The following is a 16,178-nucleotide window of genomic DNA, read 5'->3' as shown; positions in this document are numbered from 1 at the left end:
AGCCGCCTCAAAAGAACACGCTGCGGATCAGCGGTGCCGCCAACACGCTGACCAGCCCGGCGATCATCATCACCAGCGATGCCACCACGCCTTGCACTTCGCCAAGCTGGCGCGCCTTGGCCGTACCGGCGCCGTGCGCGGCGGCGCCAAAGATGGCGCCCTGCGCCAGCCGGCTGCGTACCGAAGGCAGGCAGGCCAGCACGGCCTCGCCGATGGCCATGCCCGTCAGCCCGGTGATCACGACAAAGATCGCGGCTAGATCAGGCGGCCCGCCCAGCGCGCGCACCGCATCCACGGCGAACGGCGTCGTCACCGAACGCACCGCCAGGCCCTTCTGCAGCATCACCGACAAGCCGAAACCGCGCGCCAGCCAGACCGAACTGACCACCGAGGTCAGCACCGCAGCCAGCACGCCGAGCGAAATCGACAGCCAGTGCTGGCGCACCAGCTTGCGGTGATCGTAGATCGGCAACGCGAAAGCGATGGTGGCCGGGCCGAGCAGCCACATCAGCCAGCGCGTGTCCGCGATGTAGTCGCGATAGGGAATATGGGCAGCCAGCACCAGCGCGATCAGCACCACGGGTGTAGCCAGCAGCGGCATCAGCCACAGGCGGGCGCGGCGCGCATAGAGGCGCTTGTTGAAGTAATAGAAGGCAACGGTAGCCACCAGGCTCAGCGCCGCCAGCGCGGTGTCATGCATGACGCTGCTGCCCGTTGCGGGTGGCGTTGCTCGCGCGGCGCGCCAGCCTTAGCTCCAGCCGGTACACCTGCTCCACCACCAGTGCCGTCACCACCATCACCGCCAGCGTGCTCAGGGCGATCACCGCGCAGATGCGCCAACCCTGGTGCCTGACCAGCTCCCGATACTGCACCACCGCCAGCACCGCCGGGATAAAGAACAGCAGCATCTCGCCCAGCAGCCAGTCCGCGCCGCGCCGCACCCAGCCGCCGCGCACCGCGCCACTGAACAGCAGCGCCGCCAGCGCCAGCAGCCCGAGCAGACCGGCCGGTAACGGCAGCCCGAGGCGCACGCGCAGCCAGTCGGCCAGCAACCACAGCGCCGACAGCGCCGCCACCTGGGTGAGCCCGATCGCGCCCGCACGCAGGCGGCCGAAGGCCGGCATCGGCGGCGGTACGGATGAGGCGGCGGCCGGGGTGGAGGGGACAGCGCTTTGCATGGTTCGAGTCAGTCTATTGCGCCAGGGACGAAGTGGCAGTGACGCTAGTGTACGGAGAGCCATTCGATATATAAAATGAATATAAATTATTGAATTGATGCCAGATCGGAATGGCAAATCCGGCATCGCACATTCCATCGGAGGCACCATGGATATCCGGGCCCTGCGTTACTTCGTGGAAGTCGTCCGCCAGAACGGCTTCACCCGCGCCGCCGAAACCCTGCACGTTACCCAGCCCACCATCAGCAAGATGGTCAAGAGCCTGGAAGACGAACTGGGCGGCCCGCTGCTGCTGCGCGAAGGCCGCACGGTGCGGTTGACCGACGCCGGCGAGGTTGTGTTCGCGCGCAGCCAGGCGGTGCTGGCCGAAGTGGCGCGGCTGCGCCAGGAGGTGGCCGAGGTGGACGGCATGGCGCGCGGCGAACTGAAGGTAGGCATTCCCCCCATGGCCGGGCGTTACCTTGCCCCGGTAATCGGTGCCTATCGCCGCCAGTACCCCGGCGTGAAGCTGCGGCTGGGCGAGCAAGGCGGGCGCGCACTGGAAGAAGGCGTGGCCGCGGGCGAACTGGACCTGGGGGTGACGGTGCTGCCCGCCGCCGTGGCGGGCCTGGCCAGCCTGACCGTGACACGCCAGGCGCTGGTCGCGGTGTTTCCCGGCGAGCGCGCGCCGCGCAAGGGCGGCCCGGTCCGGCTGGCGGATCTGGCTGGTCTGCCCTTTGTGATGTATGAAGATGACTTTGTGCTCTACCGGGTCATCCTGAACGCATGCGAGGCTGCTGGTTTTACGCCGCAGATTGCGGGGCAGAGCCGGCATTGGGACTTTATCGGGGAACTGGTGGCGGCCGATGTGGGCGTGGCAATCTTGCCGGCGCCGATAGCAGGCCAGCTGGATCCGGCACGCGTGGCGATCCGGCCGTTGGTTGCGCCGCAGTTGACGTGGGAGTTGGGGCTGGTCTGGCGGGAAGGCTATTTGTCGCGCGCCGCGCGGGCCTGGCTGGCTTGTTGCGAGCAGGCCTTCGGCACTGCCCGCAGATCCGTCTGACCTGATGCGCGGCCAATTTGCGTCCGGCCAGCTTGCGCGGCGCAAGCGAAGGAGGCGATGCCCTGGTCGCGGTCACATCGACCAATGGTGGTCGACCCAGATTGGACAACCGGGCTACGCAACAGCATTTTGTTCGTCCTGCCGACTGGTACTCCGTGGGACGTGCCGATGCCTGAACCTAGAGGAAGGATGGCAACTGCGCCTGGCAAAAGTCCAGATAGGACCTGACGATTGCGGACGGATGACGATGCGAGGGATATAGCAAATTGAGTTCCTGCACAGGCAAGGGGTGTTCTGGCAGCAGGGTCACAAGGTTCTTCTCCCGAATGGCGCTGGCAGCCATGAACGGGGGCAGTTCTGTGACGACCTCACCGGCAAGCGCCCGGCTGCGCAGGTGCGCATAGTCATTTGCGGACAGTACCGCCGCGGGGCTATGTTCGGACGAACCCAGGCGCCAGACAGTTGGAGCATTCGAGCCCTGGTTCCATACCGCGCAGGGAAAGCGATGCAAAGCCTCGGGCGTCTCCGGCATGCCAAGACGCTCGACGAGGGCCGGACTTGCGACCAGGACATGACGATAGGACAGGACGCGCCGCGCGACCATGGTCTCGTGTGCAATTGTCCCAACGCGCAGCGCAACGTCGATGCCATCCTCGACGAGATCGACGCGCCGGTCGGTCGTGAAAATATGCAGGCGGATATCGGGACACTGGCGTTGAAATGCCGCAAGCAGGTCCCACCAGGGTTCGAATGACGGCGGTAGCGATAACCTCAGCCGTCCCTTGAGGCGTGTCTGGTCGCTCATGACGGCCTGCTCCGCCTCCAGCAGGGCCTCGATGCCACGACTGGCGTGCTCATAGAGGCGCGCCCCGGCGTCCGTGAGCCTGGTTCCACGCACTGAACGCTCCAACAACTGCACGTTCAATTGCCGCTCCAGTTCCCGAAGCCGGCGGCTTAGTGTTGGCAGCGGTACGCCCATGCGACTTGCAGCGGCGGAGAGACTCCCCGCCTGCACCACTTCCACAAACATCTCCACGGCATTGAGGTCCATTCTTTACCTCTCAAAAATGAGAGGAATGTTACCAAAATCAACGGTTTTCTTCCGACATTGAATAGGCGAAAGTTGCTTCCAGGCGCTGGCCCCTGGCCAGCATCTTCAACTGAATCAGGAGTTACGCACATGTCAAAGATCCGGCATTCCCGTCTTGCCAGCCCTTCACCCCGCCACTGAAGAGAGACCAGCCATGAAAGCCTATGTCATCGAACAAGCAGGCGGCCCCGAAGTCCTGCAAATGCGTGAGATTGCATCCCCGGAGCCAGCGGCGGACGAAGTTTTGATCCGCGTGCGCGCATTTGGTTTGAATCGCGCCGAAGCCTATCTGCGGGCCGGGAAAATGGGGCCGATCACCGCGCCACGCGTGCCAGGCATCGAAGCCGTCGGCGAGATCGTCGACGATCCCGCGGGCGTGTTTCGCACCGGTCAGCGCGTCGCCACGGCCATGGGCGGCATGCAATTCACGCGAGGTGGCAGCTACGCCGAACAGATAGCCGTGTTGCGCAGCAATGTCATTGCCCTGGACAACATCTCCCTGACATGGGAGGAGCTTGCAGCCCTACCCGAAGCCTATCTGACCGCATGGGGTGCGCTGGAGAAGAGCCTTGCTGTCGAACGTGGTCAAACGTTGCTGATACGCGGCGCCACGTCGTCCGTCGGCCTTGCAGCGCTCACCTACGCCAAGGCGCTCGGCCTGAATGTCATTGCCACCACCCGCTCGCAGACGAATGCAGGGCGCCTGCGGGAAGCCGGCGCTGACAAGGTGGTCGTCGACACCGGCGAAATCGCAGCCGATGTCCGCCAGATCGCACCGGAAGGCGTGGATGCGGCGCTGGAAGTCGTCGGCGCCACGACGCTGCGCGATACGGTCAAGACCCTGCGGCCGTTCGGGGCGGTCAGTGTTATCGGCTTGTTAGGGGGGCCGCCTGCCCTGGAGTCGTTTCACCTGATGCAAGACCTTCCCGCCGCGGTGCGCCTCAACTTTTTCCCGAGCGGCCTGCTGGGCACTGCCGCTTTGCCGCTGTCGGAATCGCCGCTGCCATGGATTGCGCAGGATCTCGCCAAAGGTCTCATTCCATCGACGCATGCCAGGACGTTCGATTTCGATGAAGTCCGCCAGGCCCACAGCCTGATGGAGAGCAACCGGGCCCTCGGCAAGCTCGTCGTGCGACTTTAGTCGCGACCGATTCCGAGGACAGCATCATGCGTAACATACTTCGTGTCCCGTTGGCTGCGGTTGCAGCGTCCATGCTGTTGCAGCCTGCTGCCCAGGGAGCCACGCCGGCATCGGAAGCCGCAGTGAGTACGGCCATATCCGGACAGCTCGCTCGTTACGAGCAGGCGCTGAACAGTGCCGACATCGAGCGGATCATGTCGCTCTATGCCCGCGACCCGGTATTCATGCCGCAAAACGGTTCGCCGGCCGTGGGCCGCGAGGCGGTCCGACGCGCTTATGGGCATGTCTTCGACTCGATCAAGCTCAATGTGCGCTTCGAGATCGATGAGATCCGCCTGCTATCGGATGAGTGGGCCTATGCTCGTACCCGCTCACGCGGCACGGTGACGCGGCTGGGCAATGCAGTCCCGCCTGGGCCCGAAGCCAACCAGGAATTGTTCCTGCTGCGTCGCGAAGCCGATGGTCAGTGGCGATTCGCCCGCTACATCTTCTCGACCACCAACCCGCCGGCCCGACCGGACTGAGCGACCATGGCCACCTGCGCCCGACCCGGCGGATGGTGGCGTTGCGACGGCCCCGTCCTAACGAAAGAGATCCTGCCCTGCGGGCAGGCTGCAGGCAGGACTTCCACCCTGCCTGCAAACCCGCCGAACGCCCTGCGGGACGGGATCAGTTGCGCCCGATCTCCTGAAGGATGCGCGTCAGCAGGTACAACCGCGGCACGATCGAATCGATCTCGATGTATTCGTCGCGCGCGTGGTAGCCGAAGCCCGCGAGGCCAAAGCTCTCCACCACCACGGCCTTGCCGGAACGCCCGGCGAAGCCCGCGTCGGTGCCGCCGCCGGTGCCTTCGGCCAGCGCCAGCTGGCGGCCGTCGAGTTCGGCGTAGATGGCTTGCGCGCGCTGCGCCAGTTCGCGGCCGCGTGCGTTGGCGACAAACGGCGGGCGGCCGGCTTCCATGGTCACCGTGGTCTGCGTGTCGGGGACGAGCTTGCCCTCCTCGACCTTCTTCTGCAGCGCGGCTTGCAGCTTCTCCGGGCCGTCCTTGACCGTCATGCGCACGTCGCCGATGGCGGTGGCACGCTCGGGGATCTGGTTGCGTACCTCGCCGGACTGGGCGGTGGTCCAGTTGAGCTGGGTGCCCGGCACCGATTTGGCCACGTCCCGCGTCTGCTGCAACTGGTAGGCCAGCTCGATCAGCGCATTGCGGCCCAGTTCCGGCGCGGCGCCGGCATGCGAGGCGCGGCCCTTCACCTCCATGGTGGCGGTGGCGGTGCCGCTGGCGCCCATCAACAGGGCTTCGGCCTTGACCACCGCCTTGGCGGCGGTCGGCTCGAACGACAGCACTACGTCATGCTGGTCGGCCAGGCTGGCGATGGTCTCGCCGGAACCGACCGAGCCCACTTCCTCGTCCGGGTTGAACAGGACGGTCAGTTGCGCGTAGTCCTGCCAGCCGGCCGCCTTGAGGATGGCCAGCGAATGCAGGATCACCGCGATGCCGCCCTTGTCGTCGGCGATGCCGGGGCCGTAAAGGCGGTTGCCTTCCTGCCTGATCGGCTGCGTCGCCAGCGTATTGGCCGGATAAACCGTGTCCATGTGGGCGATCAGCATGATGCGGCGCTTGCCCGTGCCGGTGAGCGTGCCCTTGACCATGGTGCCGGGGCCTTTTGTCACGGCGATGCGTTCGGTGCCGGCGCCGAGCGCCTTCAGGCGGCCTTCGGTATAGCWGGCCATCTGCGCCAGTCCCGCCGCGTTGGCGCTGCCGGACTCGATCGACACCATCTCCTTGAGCGACTGGATCACCGACGGCTCCGCGGTGCGCGCCGCGTCCAGCAACCGGGCATCCGCGGCGCAGGCGCTGCCGGTGGCGAGGGCAAGGACGGCCATGGCGGCATGCGTAAGCCGGCGCAAGGATGAATGCATGAAATCTCCCGTTGAGGATGTTTGTACTTGTGGATTCGTTCTTGCCAGTTTGCGCTGGCGGCGGCAACGCAAACGCGCCGCCGCCAATCATCGGCAGGTACGCGTCGGGCGCGCGTCAGTTGCGCCCGATCTCCTGCAGGATGCGCGACATCAGGTAGAGCCGCGGCACGATCGAATCGATTTCGATGTACTCGTCGCGCGCGTGGTAGCCGAAGCCCGCCAGGCCGAAGCTCTCCAGCACCGTGGGCTTGCCCGAGCGCGCGGCGTAGCCCGCGTCGGTGCCGCCGCCGGTCTGCGGCACCAGCGTCAGGTCACGGTCGATCTCCTTGTAGATGGCCTGCGCCCGCGCTGCCAGCGCGCGGCTGCGCTGGTCGGCCACGTACGGCGGATGGCCGGGCGTGAGGTTGAGCGTGGTTTCGGTGTCGGGAACCAGCTTGCTGGAGCCAAGCTTGGCCTGGAGCGCCGTCTGCAGTTTCTCCAGCGCGCCGGGCTGGGTCAGTCGGACATCGCCCACGGCTTCGGCCTTCTCGGTGATCTGGTTCAGCGGGCCGTTGGCGCTCGCGCGGGTCCAGACCAGCGCCGCGCCCGGCACGTCCTTGGCCACGTCGCGCGTCTGGAGCATCTGGTATGACAGTTCGTAAAGCGCATTGCGGCCCAGCTCCGGCGCGGCGCCGGCATGTGCCGCACGGCCTTTGACATCGAGCGTGGCGGTGGCGACGCCGGCGGAAGCCAGCAGCAGGGGTTGGCCTTTCATCACCACAGAGCCGGCCGAGGGCTCGCAGGAGAGCACCACGTCATACTGTTCGGCCAGCCTGGCGATGGTGTCGCCGGAACCGGGCGAGCCCACTTCCTCATCCGGGTTCAACAGCACCGTCAGCTCGGCGTAGTCCTTCCAGCCGGCCGCCTTGAGAATCGCCAGCGAATGCAGGATCACGGCGATGCCGCCCTTGTCATCGGCGATGCCGGGACCGTACAGGCGGTTGCCATCCAGCCTGATGGGCTGCGTCGCCAGCGTGTTCGGCCCGTAAACCGTATCCATGTGGGCGATCAGCATGATGCGGCGCTTGCCCGTGCCGGTGAACGTGCCCTTGACCATGGTGCCCGGGCCTTTGGTGACGGGGATGCGCTCGGTGCTGGCGCCCAGCGCCTTGAGCCGGCCTTCGGTGAAGCTGGCCATCTGYGCCAGGCCCGCCGCGTTGGCGCTGCCGGACTCGATCGACACCATGTCCTTGAGCGACTGGATCAGCGCGGGCTCGGCCGCGCGGGCCGCGTCCAGCAGTTGCGCATCGGCGGCGCGGGCGCTGCCGGCGGCACCGAGGGCCAGCGTGAGCGCGGCGACAGCGGTCTGGGTAAGTCGGCGCAGGGATGGCTGCATGAAGTCTCCTGTTGCTTGCATCGTTATTGTGGTCAGGCGGTTGCCCGCCGAGCGACGATGCTAGCCCTTGCGCGCGCGGCAAGGTAGGATCAATCCCGCCAATTGGAATGCCGATCCCGCCATGCCCGACGCTGACTCCTCCGCCCTCCCGGCGCCGCCCGCCGGATCCGACAACCCCGACAATCCCGCCACCAGCGGCGCGAGCCGCCCCGTGCCGCTGCACGTGCGCCTGCTATGGCTGCCGGAGGCCATGCCGGGGATGCTGTTCGGGGCGCTGGACGTGCTGCGCGCGGCGGCCGGGGTGGCCAGGCTGCAACGCCCGGATGCGGACCGCGACCTGAGCTGGAGCGTGATCGGCCCGTCGGGCCGCGCGCTCGCCCTGCCTGCCCTGGGCCTGGAGCCCGCGCGGCGGCGCCGGCGCGCCGCGGCCGATGGCAATGCGCTGGTCGTCATACCGGGCCTGCTGGCGCGCAATGCCCCGCATCTGGGCGAAATCGTCAGCGGCGCGACCCAGGCGCTGCGCTTGCTGGAGCGCCACGCGCAGGCGGGCGGCTGGCTTGCCGCCGGGGCAAGCGGTATCGCCTTCGCCGCCGAACTTGGCCTGCTCGATGGCGCGCGCATGGGCGCGCCCTGGACCTTCCAGAGCTGGATGGCCAAGCGCTATCCCCGCTGCGATTTCTCCGCCAGTGAACCGATGAGCGTGCATCAGCGCGTGTTCGGCTGCGTCGCGCCGGCGCTGCAAACGGAGTTCATGTTGCGCGTGCTGGGCCACCTGCATGACCCGGACCTCGCGCAGACTTGTTCGCGCATGCTGCTGTACCAGGCCGAGCGCCAGCAGCTCACGCCGGAACTGGTGTCGCAACGCTGGCTCAGCAAGACAGCCGACAGCCCGGTCTATCGCGCCATGCGCTGGCTGCAGGCCAACGTCGATGCGCCGTACCGGCTGGCCCTGGTGGCGCAGGCGGCCGCCACCAGCGAGCGCACCTTGCTGCGGCATTTCCGGCAAGTCAGCGGCATGACGCCGCTGGAGTATCTGCACGGGCTGCGCGTGGAGCGCGCCAAGACCTTGCTGGAGGTGACGCTGCACGGCTCGCAAGCCGTGGCGGAAGCCTGCGGCTACAGCGATGCGGCGGCGTTCCGCCGGCTGTTCCAGCGGGCTACGGGGATGTCGCTGTCGAGCTATCGGGCGCGCTTCGCGCTGCGCTCGCAGCGGCGCTACTGGCGCGTGGAGGACATGCCGCGCACGGCCGGCAGCGCATGAGCGCATCGGGCGCACCAGAGCGGGGGCCGCCAGCCTTGCGCGGCCCCACCGTCCGGGCTTCAGGTTGCAAACGTCTGTTCAACTACTCAGCACGATGCGATTGACGACATCCTCCACGCCATGCACGTACCAGGCATCCCGCTCGGCCTGGCGTTTCGCGGCTTCGGTGGTGGCGTAGCCTTCAAGCGTGACCACCCGGTTCTCCGTACGTACCTGGATGCGGTCGGCATCGACGAACTGGTCTGTCTCCAGGACCAGCTTGAGCGCTTCCGTGACTTCGTCGTCGCGGTCGGCTTCCGCCGGGGCCACCACCAGTTCGTTGACCACGCAGCGGCAGCCACGCGACCACCAGGCCAGCACGCCGGCCAGCCGCATGTGCGACAGGCTGATCACGTGCCCCCGCAGCGTCACGACGCCGTCGACGACTTCGATCTCGATCTCGCCGCTGGACTCGCCAACGGCCTCGCGCACCGGTTCGATGCGCCCCTTGGTGTGCGCGCAGATCCGGCAATTGCGGAAATCGATCGCCTGCAGCAGGCGCACGCAGATCGCATTGCGCAGTTCGCCGTCGCCAACCGCCGCACCGCCGTCGGTCACGCGCAGGTGGTCGATTACCGCCGACACACCGTCGACACGGCGCACCGAGGCGGCAACGCGGCTCTTGTCGACAATATCGGGCACTTCGCCTTCGAGAATCAGCGCGCCGTCGCTCAGGCGCAGGTGGATGGTGGGATGGATGGCATGGCTGTGAAAGGGCACGTGGGCGATGGCCGCCCGAGCCTGGGTCAGGACTGCTTCACTGCTATACATGATGTCTGCCTTATCTTTGAAGGTCTGGATATAGGAGACGGCGTTCCGTCCGGCGAACGCCCTCGCGGCGCCACGCCGATACTACGGCGCGAAGCGGCGAATCTTCATTATAGGTAGCCAGGCTGGCTACGCCCGACCTGTTGCCAGGGCGGAGTGACGGACGCAAGCCAGCCCGCGCGAACCGCCGCTCAGGTCTCTACCGTGGCGTCCATGGTGATCTCGGCCTTGAGCAGCTTCGAGACCGGGCAGCCCGCCTTGGCCGTTTGCAGTGCCTTCTCGACCGCGGCCTTGTCGGCACCGGGGACGCGCACCTTCACGTCCAGGTGCACGGCCGTGATGGTGAAGCCAGAATCATCCTTGTCCAGGGTGACGGTGGCCTTGGTCGCGATGCTCTCGGCGACCATCTTGGCTTCGCCCAGGAACAGCGACAGCGCCATGGAGAAACAGCCGGCATGGGCCGCCCCGATGAGTTCCTCGGGATTGGTGCCCGGCCCTCCCTCGAAGCGGGCCTTGAAGCCGTATGGCGCGTCCTTGAGCACTCCGCTCTCCGCCGAGATGCTGCCCAGGCCGTCCTTGATGCCGCCCTGCCATTTAGCCGATCCGTACTTTTGCATGAGTGTTCTCCATGGTCGAAAAGCAATGTGGCGCAACCTTCGCCGCGCCGGGGGTGAGGCGGCAAGTGCCCGTCCGCATACTTCGGTGCAGCGTTGGTGCCGCAGGCATGGTCACCTGAGCTCACTGCCGCCGGCCGGGAATAATCTTCCACCAGAAGGCAAACTTCCTGAATCAACAGCTAATTCCATCAAATGAATGGACAATTTCTCTCAATTTATCGCAATAATCGGGAACCGAACCCTCCTTCCGCTGCCTTACTTCCGCCGCGCAACATCGGCGGATTGCTACCGGGCCAAGCTGAATCACAATAGGACGCAATCCGGAAAACGGCCAGCAGCCTCGCTGCGAGCCGCCTGGCGGTCCGCAGCGAACGCGCAGCACCCATCACAATTGACCACCATCCAATCACAACAAAGGGAGAACGGATGTCATTGACTTCCAATAAATTGCCTGCCTGGACCTTGTGGCTGCCACTGGCAGCCTGGGCCATCCTCGGGGCGGGCATGGCGGCGCCTGGCCAGGCGCTGCTGCTGGTGCTGGCCGGCCTGGCCCTCGCGGGCTCGGTATTCGCGGCCGTCCACCATGCCGAGGTGGTAGCGCACAAAGTGGGCGAGCCGTTCGGCACGCTGGTGCTGGCGATTGCGGTGACCGTGATCGAGGTGGCGCTGATCGTCTCGGTGATGCTGTCCTCCGGCCCCGAAAAAGCCGGGCTGGCGCGCGATACCGTGTTCGCCGCGGCCATGCTGGTATGCAACGGCATCGTGGGGATCTGTCTTCTGGTCGGCGGGCTGCGCCATCGCGAACAGGCTTTCCAGGCACCGGGCGCCACCGCCGCGCTGGCGGTGCTGGCCGCGCTGGCGGTGCTCACGATGGTGCTGCCGAACTACACCAGCGCCATCCCCGGACCCATGCTGTCGCAGTCGCAACTGGCCTTCGCGGGCATCGCCTCGCTGGTCCTCTACGGCAGCTTTGTGTTCGTGCAGACGGTGCGCCATCGGGACTACTTCCTTGTCGACGGCACCTCGGACGAGAGCGTGCACGCGCCGCCGCCGCCCGCGAAGATCGCGCTTGCCAGCGGCGGCATGCTGCTGGTTTGCCTGGTGGCGGTGGTCGGCCTGGCCAAGCTGCTCTCGCCCACGGTGGAAGCCGCGGTGGCCAGCGCCGGCGCGCCGCCGGCCGTGGTCGGCATCGTGATTGCCGCGCTGGTGCTGTTGCCGGAAGGCCTGGCCGCCTTGCGCGCCGCGCGCGCCGACCGGTTGCAGACCAGCATGAACCTGGCGCTGGGCTCCGCGCTGGCCAGCATCGGACTGACCATCCCGACCGTGGCCATGGTTTTCATCGTGGTCGGCAAGCCGCTGATGCTGGGCCTGGGCCCGACCGAAACCGTGCTGCTCGCGCTGACCTTACTGGTCAGCACGCTCACGCTGCATTCCGGCCGCACCACCATGCTGCAAGGCGTAGTGCACCTGGTCATCCTGGCGGCCTACCTGTTCCTGTCCGTCGTGCCCTGAGCGCCGCTGACTGTGGCCCGCCAGCGGGCCACCTGCCTCGCGACGCGAAGCGAGCCGTCCCGCCTGCGCACGATCCTTGCTAGTGAGAGCGGATCGATCTCACTAGCGCCCGAGCGCAATCACCATGCTCCACCCCCCTCGCCTCTATCTCTACCTGGATGCCGTGGCCCGCCACGGCTCGATCCGCAAGGCCGCCGAGCAGCTCCACGTCGCCTCCACCGCGCTGAACCGGAAAATCCTGGAGGTGGAGCAACAGGTCGGCACCCCGCTGTTCGAGCGCCTGCCGCGCGGGGTGCGGCTGACCGCCGCCGGCGAAGTGCTGATCGCCACCGTGCGCCGCAGCCTGGCCGACCTGGACTCCGCCGCCGCGCAGATGGAGCAGCTGCGCGGGCTCGTGCGCGGCATGGTGCGCATTGCGACGGTCGAGTCAGTCGCTACGGATTTCCTGCCCGGTGTCATCGGCCACTACCAGTCCACCTATCGCGGCGTCCAGTTTCGCGTGTCGGTGGGCAACACCGGCGACCTGCTGGCCGCGCTCAGGGAGGACGAGGCCGACCTGCTGCTGGCGCACGATCCCCCTCCCACCGCCTTCCTGCATGAACTGACGGTATCCGCGCAACCCTTCTGCGCAATGATGCGCCCGGACCATCCGCTGGCTGGCCGGCGCTCGCTGCGGCTGTCCGACTGCCAGCCCTATCCGGTCGCGCTCGGGCCCGAGAGCTTCGGCAGCCGGCGGCTGATCGAGGCGATCTGCGCGCGCAACCGGCTGTCGCTACGGGTCATGCTGGAGGCGACCACTGTGGAGATGCTGATGAGCTTTGCGCGCCAGACCGGCGCGATCTGCTTCCAGTTCCAGGCCGGCACGCTGCGCGAGGCGCGCCAGGGCACGCTGGTCGCCGTGCCGCTGTCCGACCCCGAACTGTGCGGCGGCCGGCTGGTGCTGGGTGCCCGCAAGGGCCGCAACCTGCCCCCGCCGGCGGCGGCTTTTGCCGAGCACCTGAAGGCAGCGCTGACGGGCCTGCACCAGCCGTTGGCCGAGGCGGCCTGATGTGCGGCCTGACCGGCGCCGCGGCCCGCCACGCGCGCCGGCGAGTGCACACAATTTGCGTGCGCCATGAGAAGAAATAAGTGCTGGTTGCATGCAATCGAATTGCCGCAAACTGCATCCATCGCACATTCAATGCAGTCAAGCCAGGCGCCACCGGCCCGGCCCGGACACCTACGAAAGCAACGACAGCAACCACAGCAAGATGAGAATCCCGCAACAAGCATGAGCCAGCGCCGTTAGCCACCGGCGCATTCCCGCGCCAGCCATTTCCAGATCACGCACTTTTTAAATAGCCGGGGCCTGTCCCCGCGGGGGCGTTGTCGTGCCCGGAGAATTCGACAGAGCCAGCAACGAAAGAGAACGGGGTCAACCATGGAGGTCTTTATGCAACACAAGTTCAAGCCGGTCATGAAACTGGCGGTCATGGCCGCAGCCTTGCTCTGCGGCCATGCGATGGCGCAATCCAGCGTCACGCTTTACGGGATGGTTGACGCCTACGTGGGCGCCACCAAGGCAGGCGGCGCGGACCGCGCCTGGGGCGTCAACAGCGGCGGCATGCAAACCTCGTACTGGGGCATCAAGGGTACCGAGGATCTCGGCACCGGCCTCAAGGCGATCTTCGACCTCAACGGCTTCCTGCGCCCAGACACCGGCAAGCAGGGCCGCTTCGACGGCGATGCGCTGTTCACCCGCAATGCTTACGTCGGCCTGCAGAGCGCCACGCTGGGCACGGTCAAGATGGGGCGTAATACCACGCCCTACTTCCTCTCGACCATCCTCTTCAACCCGCTGGTCGACTCCTATGTGTTCTCGCCGGCGATCTTCCATACGTACTTCTCGGCCAGCAACGGCCGCGTGTACGACCCGGGCATCATCGGCGACTCGGGCTGGAGCAACTCGCTGGTGTACTCCACGCCGAACTTCGGCGGCCTCACCGCCAATGCCATCTACGCCTTCGGCGAGCAGGCGGGTAGCGTCGGCAAGAACAAGTGGGGCGGCAATGTGCTCTACTTCAACGGCAACTTCGGCGCCACGGTGGCCTTCCAGCAGGTCAAGTTCAACAGCGTGCCGGGCGACGTGACCTCGCCCGCGGCACTGTCCGGGTTCGACAAGCAGAACGCCGTGCAGGTGGGCGTGAGCTACGACTTCAAGGTGGTCAAGCTGTTCGCACAGGGCCAGTACATCAAGAGCAGCGTCAACAACGCCACCGGCGACATCAAGCACACCAACGGCCAGGTCGGCGCCTCGGTGCCGCTGGGCAACGGCAACGTGCTGGTCTCGTACGCCTACGACAAGACCAGGAACGATGTCGCGGACTTCAAGCGCAATACGGTTGGGCTGGCTTACGACTACAACCTGTCCAAGCGCACCGATGTCTATGCTGCCTACTTCTACGACAAGCTGAGCGACCAGTCGCATGCCGACAGCTTTGGGGTGGGTGTGCGGCACCGGTTCTGATCCGGCGCAAGGCGCACGGCGCGTGCGTGCGCATACATGACGGCCGGTCATTGCTGACCGGCCGTTTCCTTTCATAGCGACGAACGCCACTGCGCGCTTGCCGGACGCCATCCGGCATGCCTCTTTCCAGGCGCGAAGGCAGATGGCCGATCGCAGCGCGCGCTATGCTATGGTCTGGCGTCCCCCCGTAATGGGCCGTAGCAAAGCATGAAGCCCCTTTCCCACATCCACGCAATGGTTCCGCAAGCCGCCAGCCTGCCGGACCTCGATGCCCTGCTGGCGCGCGTGCGCGCCTGCCGCAGCTGCGAAGCGCACTTGCCGCTTGGCCCCCGCCCCGTAGTACAAGCCGCCACCCCGGCCCGCATCCTGATCGTCGGCCAGGCGCCCGGCACGCGCGTGCATGCCAGCGGCATCCCCTGGGACGATCCCAGCGGCGACCGCCTGCGCGAGTGGATGGGGATTGATAAGGAAGTTTTCTACGATCCCGCGCGCATCGCCATCATCCCGATGGGCCTGTGCTATCCGGGCCGCGGCGCCAGCGGCGACCTGCCGCCGCGCAAGGAGTGCGCACCGCTGTGGATGGACGCGTTGCTGGCGTGCCTGCCGGATATTGAACTGACACTGCTGGTCGGGCAATATGCGCAGCGGCGGTTTCTTGGCGCCGCTGCGCGCGGTGGCGTGACGCCGACGGTGGCGGGCTTTGCCGCGCATGGGCCGCGCTATCTGCCGTTGCCGCACCCGTCACCACGCAACCAGGGGTGGTTCAAGCGCAATGACTGGTTCGCCAGGGAGTTGCTGCCGGTACTGCGCCAGCAGGTTGCCACCGTCCTGGCGTGTCGGCGCGACTAGCCTGGGTTCTCAGGCGTCCTCCAGATGCGACTCCCCCCACTGCCGATGCCGCGAAGAACACGACACCCTGACATCGGTAGCTGTCTGGCCCTTCTTAATTCCTGGCGCTCACGCAGTTCGGCGATGAACCAAAAAAAATGCGCCACTCGGGCGCAGATTCTTCCAGCAACAGCCTTGTACCGCGCAGCGGCCGGGCAGTGCCCGGCGCGCCGCCTTACTTCGTAGCCGAAGCGGTGACGGATTCCATGGCCTCGCGCATCGGCTTGAGTGCCGTCTCGTAGGCTGCGACCCAACCCTGAGCACCGGCGCCAGGGAACGAACCGTTCGTGTTCGACATGAAATTCTGGCCAAGCGATGCCAGTGCTTCCTGGGTCTGCGCAACGTAGGCGCTCATCTGGCGCTGGGCTACCTGGGCGAACTCGGTGCCGGTGGCGGTGATGATTTCGTTCATGTGCCCGGCGTAGGCGCTCAACTTCTGGCCAAACGCATTGGTCAGTTCCGGCTTGAAGCCAGACACGCCGCCAACGGATTGCTGACTGGCTTCGCGCACGTATTCCGCGCCGTCCGCCAGGCTTGCCTTGGCCGCCTGCATGTTCAATTCGGTGATTTTTTCGGCGCCGCGGGCCAGGGGACCGACCAGCGCGACAAACAGGTCCAGGTTAGCTTGCTGGAAACCGAAGAACTGAGCTTGGGCCTGGGCTTGGGATTGGGCTTGCGAGGGTTGTGCCATGTAATAACTCCTGAGGATGATCCAACGCTTTCGAAGAGTTTTCCGTGGGCGGCATCACCTTTGCTGCGTTGCAGCAATTGGACACATCATAGGCTCATTGGACCAGGAGTCAAGCGAATTCAAAAAGACGTTTCCGGCCGCGCGATA

General features: G+C 66.3%; 16 protein-coding genes. 8 read left to right on the top strand and 8 right to left on the bottom strand.

All coding sequences use genetic code 11. The annotated features are described in order from the left end of the window. Window positions 1–7: 7 nt before the first annotated feature. Both AC1DT6_RS07350 and AC1DT6_RS07345 read right to left on the bottom strand, forming a co-directional pair. Window positions 8–700 (bottom strand): LrgB family protein, encoded by a 693-nt coding sequence (locus AC1DT6_RS07350; RefSeq protein ID WP_441628747.1) that lies wholly within the window; start codon window positions 698–700, stop codon window positions 8–10. Continuing rightward, window positions 693–1,178, bottom strand: coding sequence for a CidA/LrgA family protein (locus AC1DT6_RS07345; protein ID WP_441628745.1), 486 nt, complete (start codon window positions 1,176–1,178; stop codon window positions 693–695). The genes AC1DT6_RS07350 and AC1DT6_RS07345 overlap by 8 nt, the downstream gene beginning before the upstream one ends. Window positions 1,179–1,326: 148 nt before the next feature. Here AC1DT6_RS07345 and AC1DT6_RS07340 point away from each other — a divergent pair, with 148 nt between their 5' ends. Next, complete coding sequence (locus tag AC1DT6_RS07340) at window positions 1,327–2,220, top strand: LysR family transcriptional regulator (protein WP_441628743.1); 894 nt, start codon at window positions 1,327–1,329, stop codon at window positions 2,218–2,220. A 178-nt stretch (window positions 2,221–2,398) separates the two neighbouring features. Here AC1DT6_RS07340 and AC1DT6_RS07335 read toward each other — a convergent pair whose 3' ends face one another. Then, window positions 2,399–3,271, bottom strand: a complete 873-nt coding sequence (locus AC1DT6_RS07335; RefSeq protein ID WP_276289875.1) for a LysR family transcriptional regulator — start codon at window positions 3,269–3,271, stop codon at window positions 2,399–2,401. Between the two features lie 193 nt (window positions 3,272–3,464). Here AC1DT6_RS07335 and AC1DT6_RS07330 point away from each other — a divergent pair, with 193 nt between their 5' ends. Beyond that, complete coding sequence (locus tag AC1DT6_RS07330) at window positions 3,465–4,451, top strand: zinc-binding dehydrogenase (RefSeq protein WP_477111215.1); 987 nt, start codon at window positions 3,465–3,467, stop codon at window positions 4,449–4,451. Between the two features lie 26 nt (window positions 4,452–4,477). After that, entirely contained in the window at window positions 4,478–4,975 is a 498-nt protein-coding gene (locus AC1DT6_RS07325; RefSeq protein ID WP_441628739.1) for a YybH family protein, read from the top strand. 145 nt (window positions 4,976–5,120) lie between these two features. On the opposite strand, the gene AC1DT6_RS07320 is transcribed toward AC1DT6_RS07325, so the two are convergent. Both AC1DT6_RS07320 and AC1DT6_RS07315 read right to left on the bottom strand, forming a co-directional pair. Further along, on the bottom strand, window positions 5,121–6,374 hold the full coding sequence (locus AC1DT6_RS07320; RefSeq protein ID WP_441628737.1) for a M20/M25/M40 family metallo-hydrolase: 1,254 nt from the start codon (window positions 6,372–6,374) through the stop codon (window positions 5,121–5,123). 115 nt (window positions 6,375–6,489) lie between these two features. After that, the gene (locus AC1DT6_RS07315) at window positions 6,490–7,749 is read right to left on the bottom strand and encodes a glutamate carboxypeptidase (RefSeq protein ID WP_441628735.1); all 1,260 of its coding nucleotides are present in this window, start codon (window positions 7,747–7,749) and stop codon (window positions 6,490–6,492) included. A 250-nt stretch (window positions 7,750–7,999) separates the two neighbouring features. Here AC1DT6_RS07315 and AC1DT6_RS07310 point away from each other — a divergent pair, with 250 nt between their 5' ends. After that, window positions 8,000–9,010: a GlxA family transcriptional regulator gene (locus AC1DT6_RS07310; protein WP_441628844.1), complete on the top strand. Its 1,011-nt coding sequence runs from the start codon at window positions 8,000–8,002 to the stop codon at window positions 9,008–9,010. A 78-nt stretch (window positions 9,011–9,088) separates the two neighbouring features. Here the strand turns inward: AC1DT6_RS07310 and AC1DT6_RS07305 are convergent, their stop codons facing one another. Beyond that, complete coding sequence (locus AC1DT6_RS07305; RefSeq protein ID WP_441628733.1) at window positions 9,089–9,820, bottom strand: BON domain-containing protein; 732 nt, start codon at window positions 9,818–9,820, stop codon at window positions 9,089–9,091. Between the two features lie 188 nt (window positions 9,821–10,008). Continuing rightward, window positions 10,009–10,434 carry an OsmC family protein gene (locus AC1DT6_RS07300; protein ID WP_441628731.1) on the bottom strand — a complete coding sequence of 142 codons (426 nt, stop codon included), beginning with the start codon at window positions 10,432–10,434 and terminating at the stop codon, window positions 10,009–10,011. 426 nt (window positions 10,435–10,860) lie between these two features. On the opposite strand from AC1DT6_RS07300, the gene AC1DT6_RS07295 reads away from it, so the two are divergent. The 4 genes from AC1DT6_RS07295 to AC1DT6_RS07280 all read left to right on the top strand — a co-directional run bounded on the left by AC1DT6_RS07295 (window position 10,861) and on the right by AC1DT6_RS07280 (window position 15,301). Next, the gene (locus tag AC1DT6_RS07295; protein ID WP_441628729.1) at window positions 10,861–11,946 is read left to right on the top strand and encodes a calcium:cation antiporter; all 1,086 of its coding nucleotides are present in this window, start codon (window positions 10,861–10,863) and stop codon (window positions 11,944–11,946) included. A gap of 124 nt (window positions 11,947–12,070) precedes the next feature. Beyond that, window positions 12,071–12,994, top strand: a complete 924-nt coding sequence (locus AC1DT6_RS07290) for a LysR family transcriptional regulator (RefSeq protein WP_441628727.1) — start codon at window positions 12,071–12,073, stop codon at window positions 12,992–12,994. A gap of 384 nt (window positions 12,995–13,378) precedes the next feature. Beyond that, entirely contained in the window at window positions 13,379–14,452 is a 1,074-nt protein-coding gene (locus tag AC1DT6_RS07285) for a porin (RefSeq protein WP_276286500.1), read from the top strand. 207 nt (window positions 14,453–14,659) lie between these two features. Beyond that, on the top strand, window positions 14,660–15,301 hold the full coding sequence (locus tag AC1DT6_RS07280) for a uracil-DNA glycosylase family protein (protein ID WP_441628724.1): 642 nt from the start codon (window positions 14,660–14,662) through the stop codon (window positions 15,299–15,301). Window positions 15,302–15,515: 214 nt separating this feature from the next. On the opposite strand, the gene AC1DT6_RS07275 is transcribed toward AC1DT6_RS07280, so the two are convergent. After that, window positions 15,516–16,031 (bottom strand): phasin family protein, encoded by a 516-nt coding sequence (locus AC1DT6_RS07275; protein ID WP_045240143.1) that lies wholly within the window; start codon window positions 16,029–16,031, stop codon window positions 15,516–15,518. Window positions 16,032–16,178 lie beyond the last annotated feature (147 nt).

This window comes from Cupriavidus sp. 01L45 (assembly GCF_056399885.1).
This window is presented reverse-complemented; position numbering and strand designations above follow the sequence as displayed.

Bases quoted from the DNA above. Each gene is read 5' to 3' on its own strand.
- AC1DT6_RS07350 (WP_441628747.1), bottom strand. From the start codon at position 700: ATGCATGACACCGCGCTGGCGGCGCTGAGCCTGGTGGCTACCGTTGCC.
- AC1DT6_RS07345 (WP_441628745.1), bottom strand. From the start codon at position 1,178: ATGCAAAGCGCTGTCCCCTCCACCCCGGCCGCCGCCTCATCCGTACCG.
- AC1DT6_RS07340 (WP_441628743.1), top strand. From the start codon at position 1,327: ATGGATATCCGGGCCCTGCGTTACTTCGTGGAAGTCGTCCGCCAGAAC.
- AC1DT6_RS07335 (WP_276289875.1), bottom strand. From the start codon at position 3,271: ATGGACCTCAATGCCGTGGAGATGTTTGTGGAAGTGGTGCAGGCGGGG.
- AC1DT6_RS07330 (WP_477111215.1), top strand. From the start codon at position 3,465: ATGAAAGCCTATGTCATCGAACAAGCAGGCGGCCCCGAAGTCCTGCAA.
- AC1DT6_RS07325 (WP_441628739.1), top strand. From the start codon at position 4,478: ATGCGTAACATACTTCGTGTCCCGTTGGCTGCGGTTGCAGCGTCCATG.
- AC1DT6_RS07310 (WP_441628844.1), top strand. From the start codon at position 8,000: ATGCCGGGGATGCTGTTCGGGGCGCTGGACGTGCTGCGCGCGGCGGCC.
- AC1DT6_RS07305 (WP_441628733.1), bottom strand. From the start codon at position 9,820: ATGTATAGCAGTGAAGCAGTCCTGACCCAGGCTCGGGCGGCCATCGCC.
- AC1DT6_RS07300 (WP_441628731.1), bottom strand. From the start codon at position 10,434: ATGCAAAAGTACGGATCGGCTAAATGGCAGGGCGGCATCAAGGACGGC.
- AC1DT6_RS07295 (WP_441628729.1), top strand. From the start codon at position 10,861: ATGTCATTGACTTCCAATAAATTGCCTGCCTGGACCTTGTGGCTGCCA.
- AC1DT6_RS07290 (WP_441628727.1), top strand. From the start codon at position 12,071: ATGCTCCACCCCCCTCGCCTCTATCTCTACCTGGATGCCGTGGCCCGC.
- AC1DT6_RS07285 (WP_276286500.1), top strand. From the start codon at position 13,379: ATGCAACACAAGTTCAAGCCGGTCATGAAACTGGCGGTCATGGCCGCA.
- AC1DT6_RS07280 (WP_441628724.1), top strand. From the start codon at position 14,660: ATGAAGCCCCTTTCCCACATCCACGCAATGGTTCCGCAAGCCGCCAGC.
- AC1DT6_RS07275 (WP_045240143.1), bottom strand. From the start codon at position 16,031: ATGGCACAACCCTCGCAAGCCCAATCCCAAGCCCAGGCCCAAGCTCAG.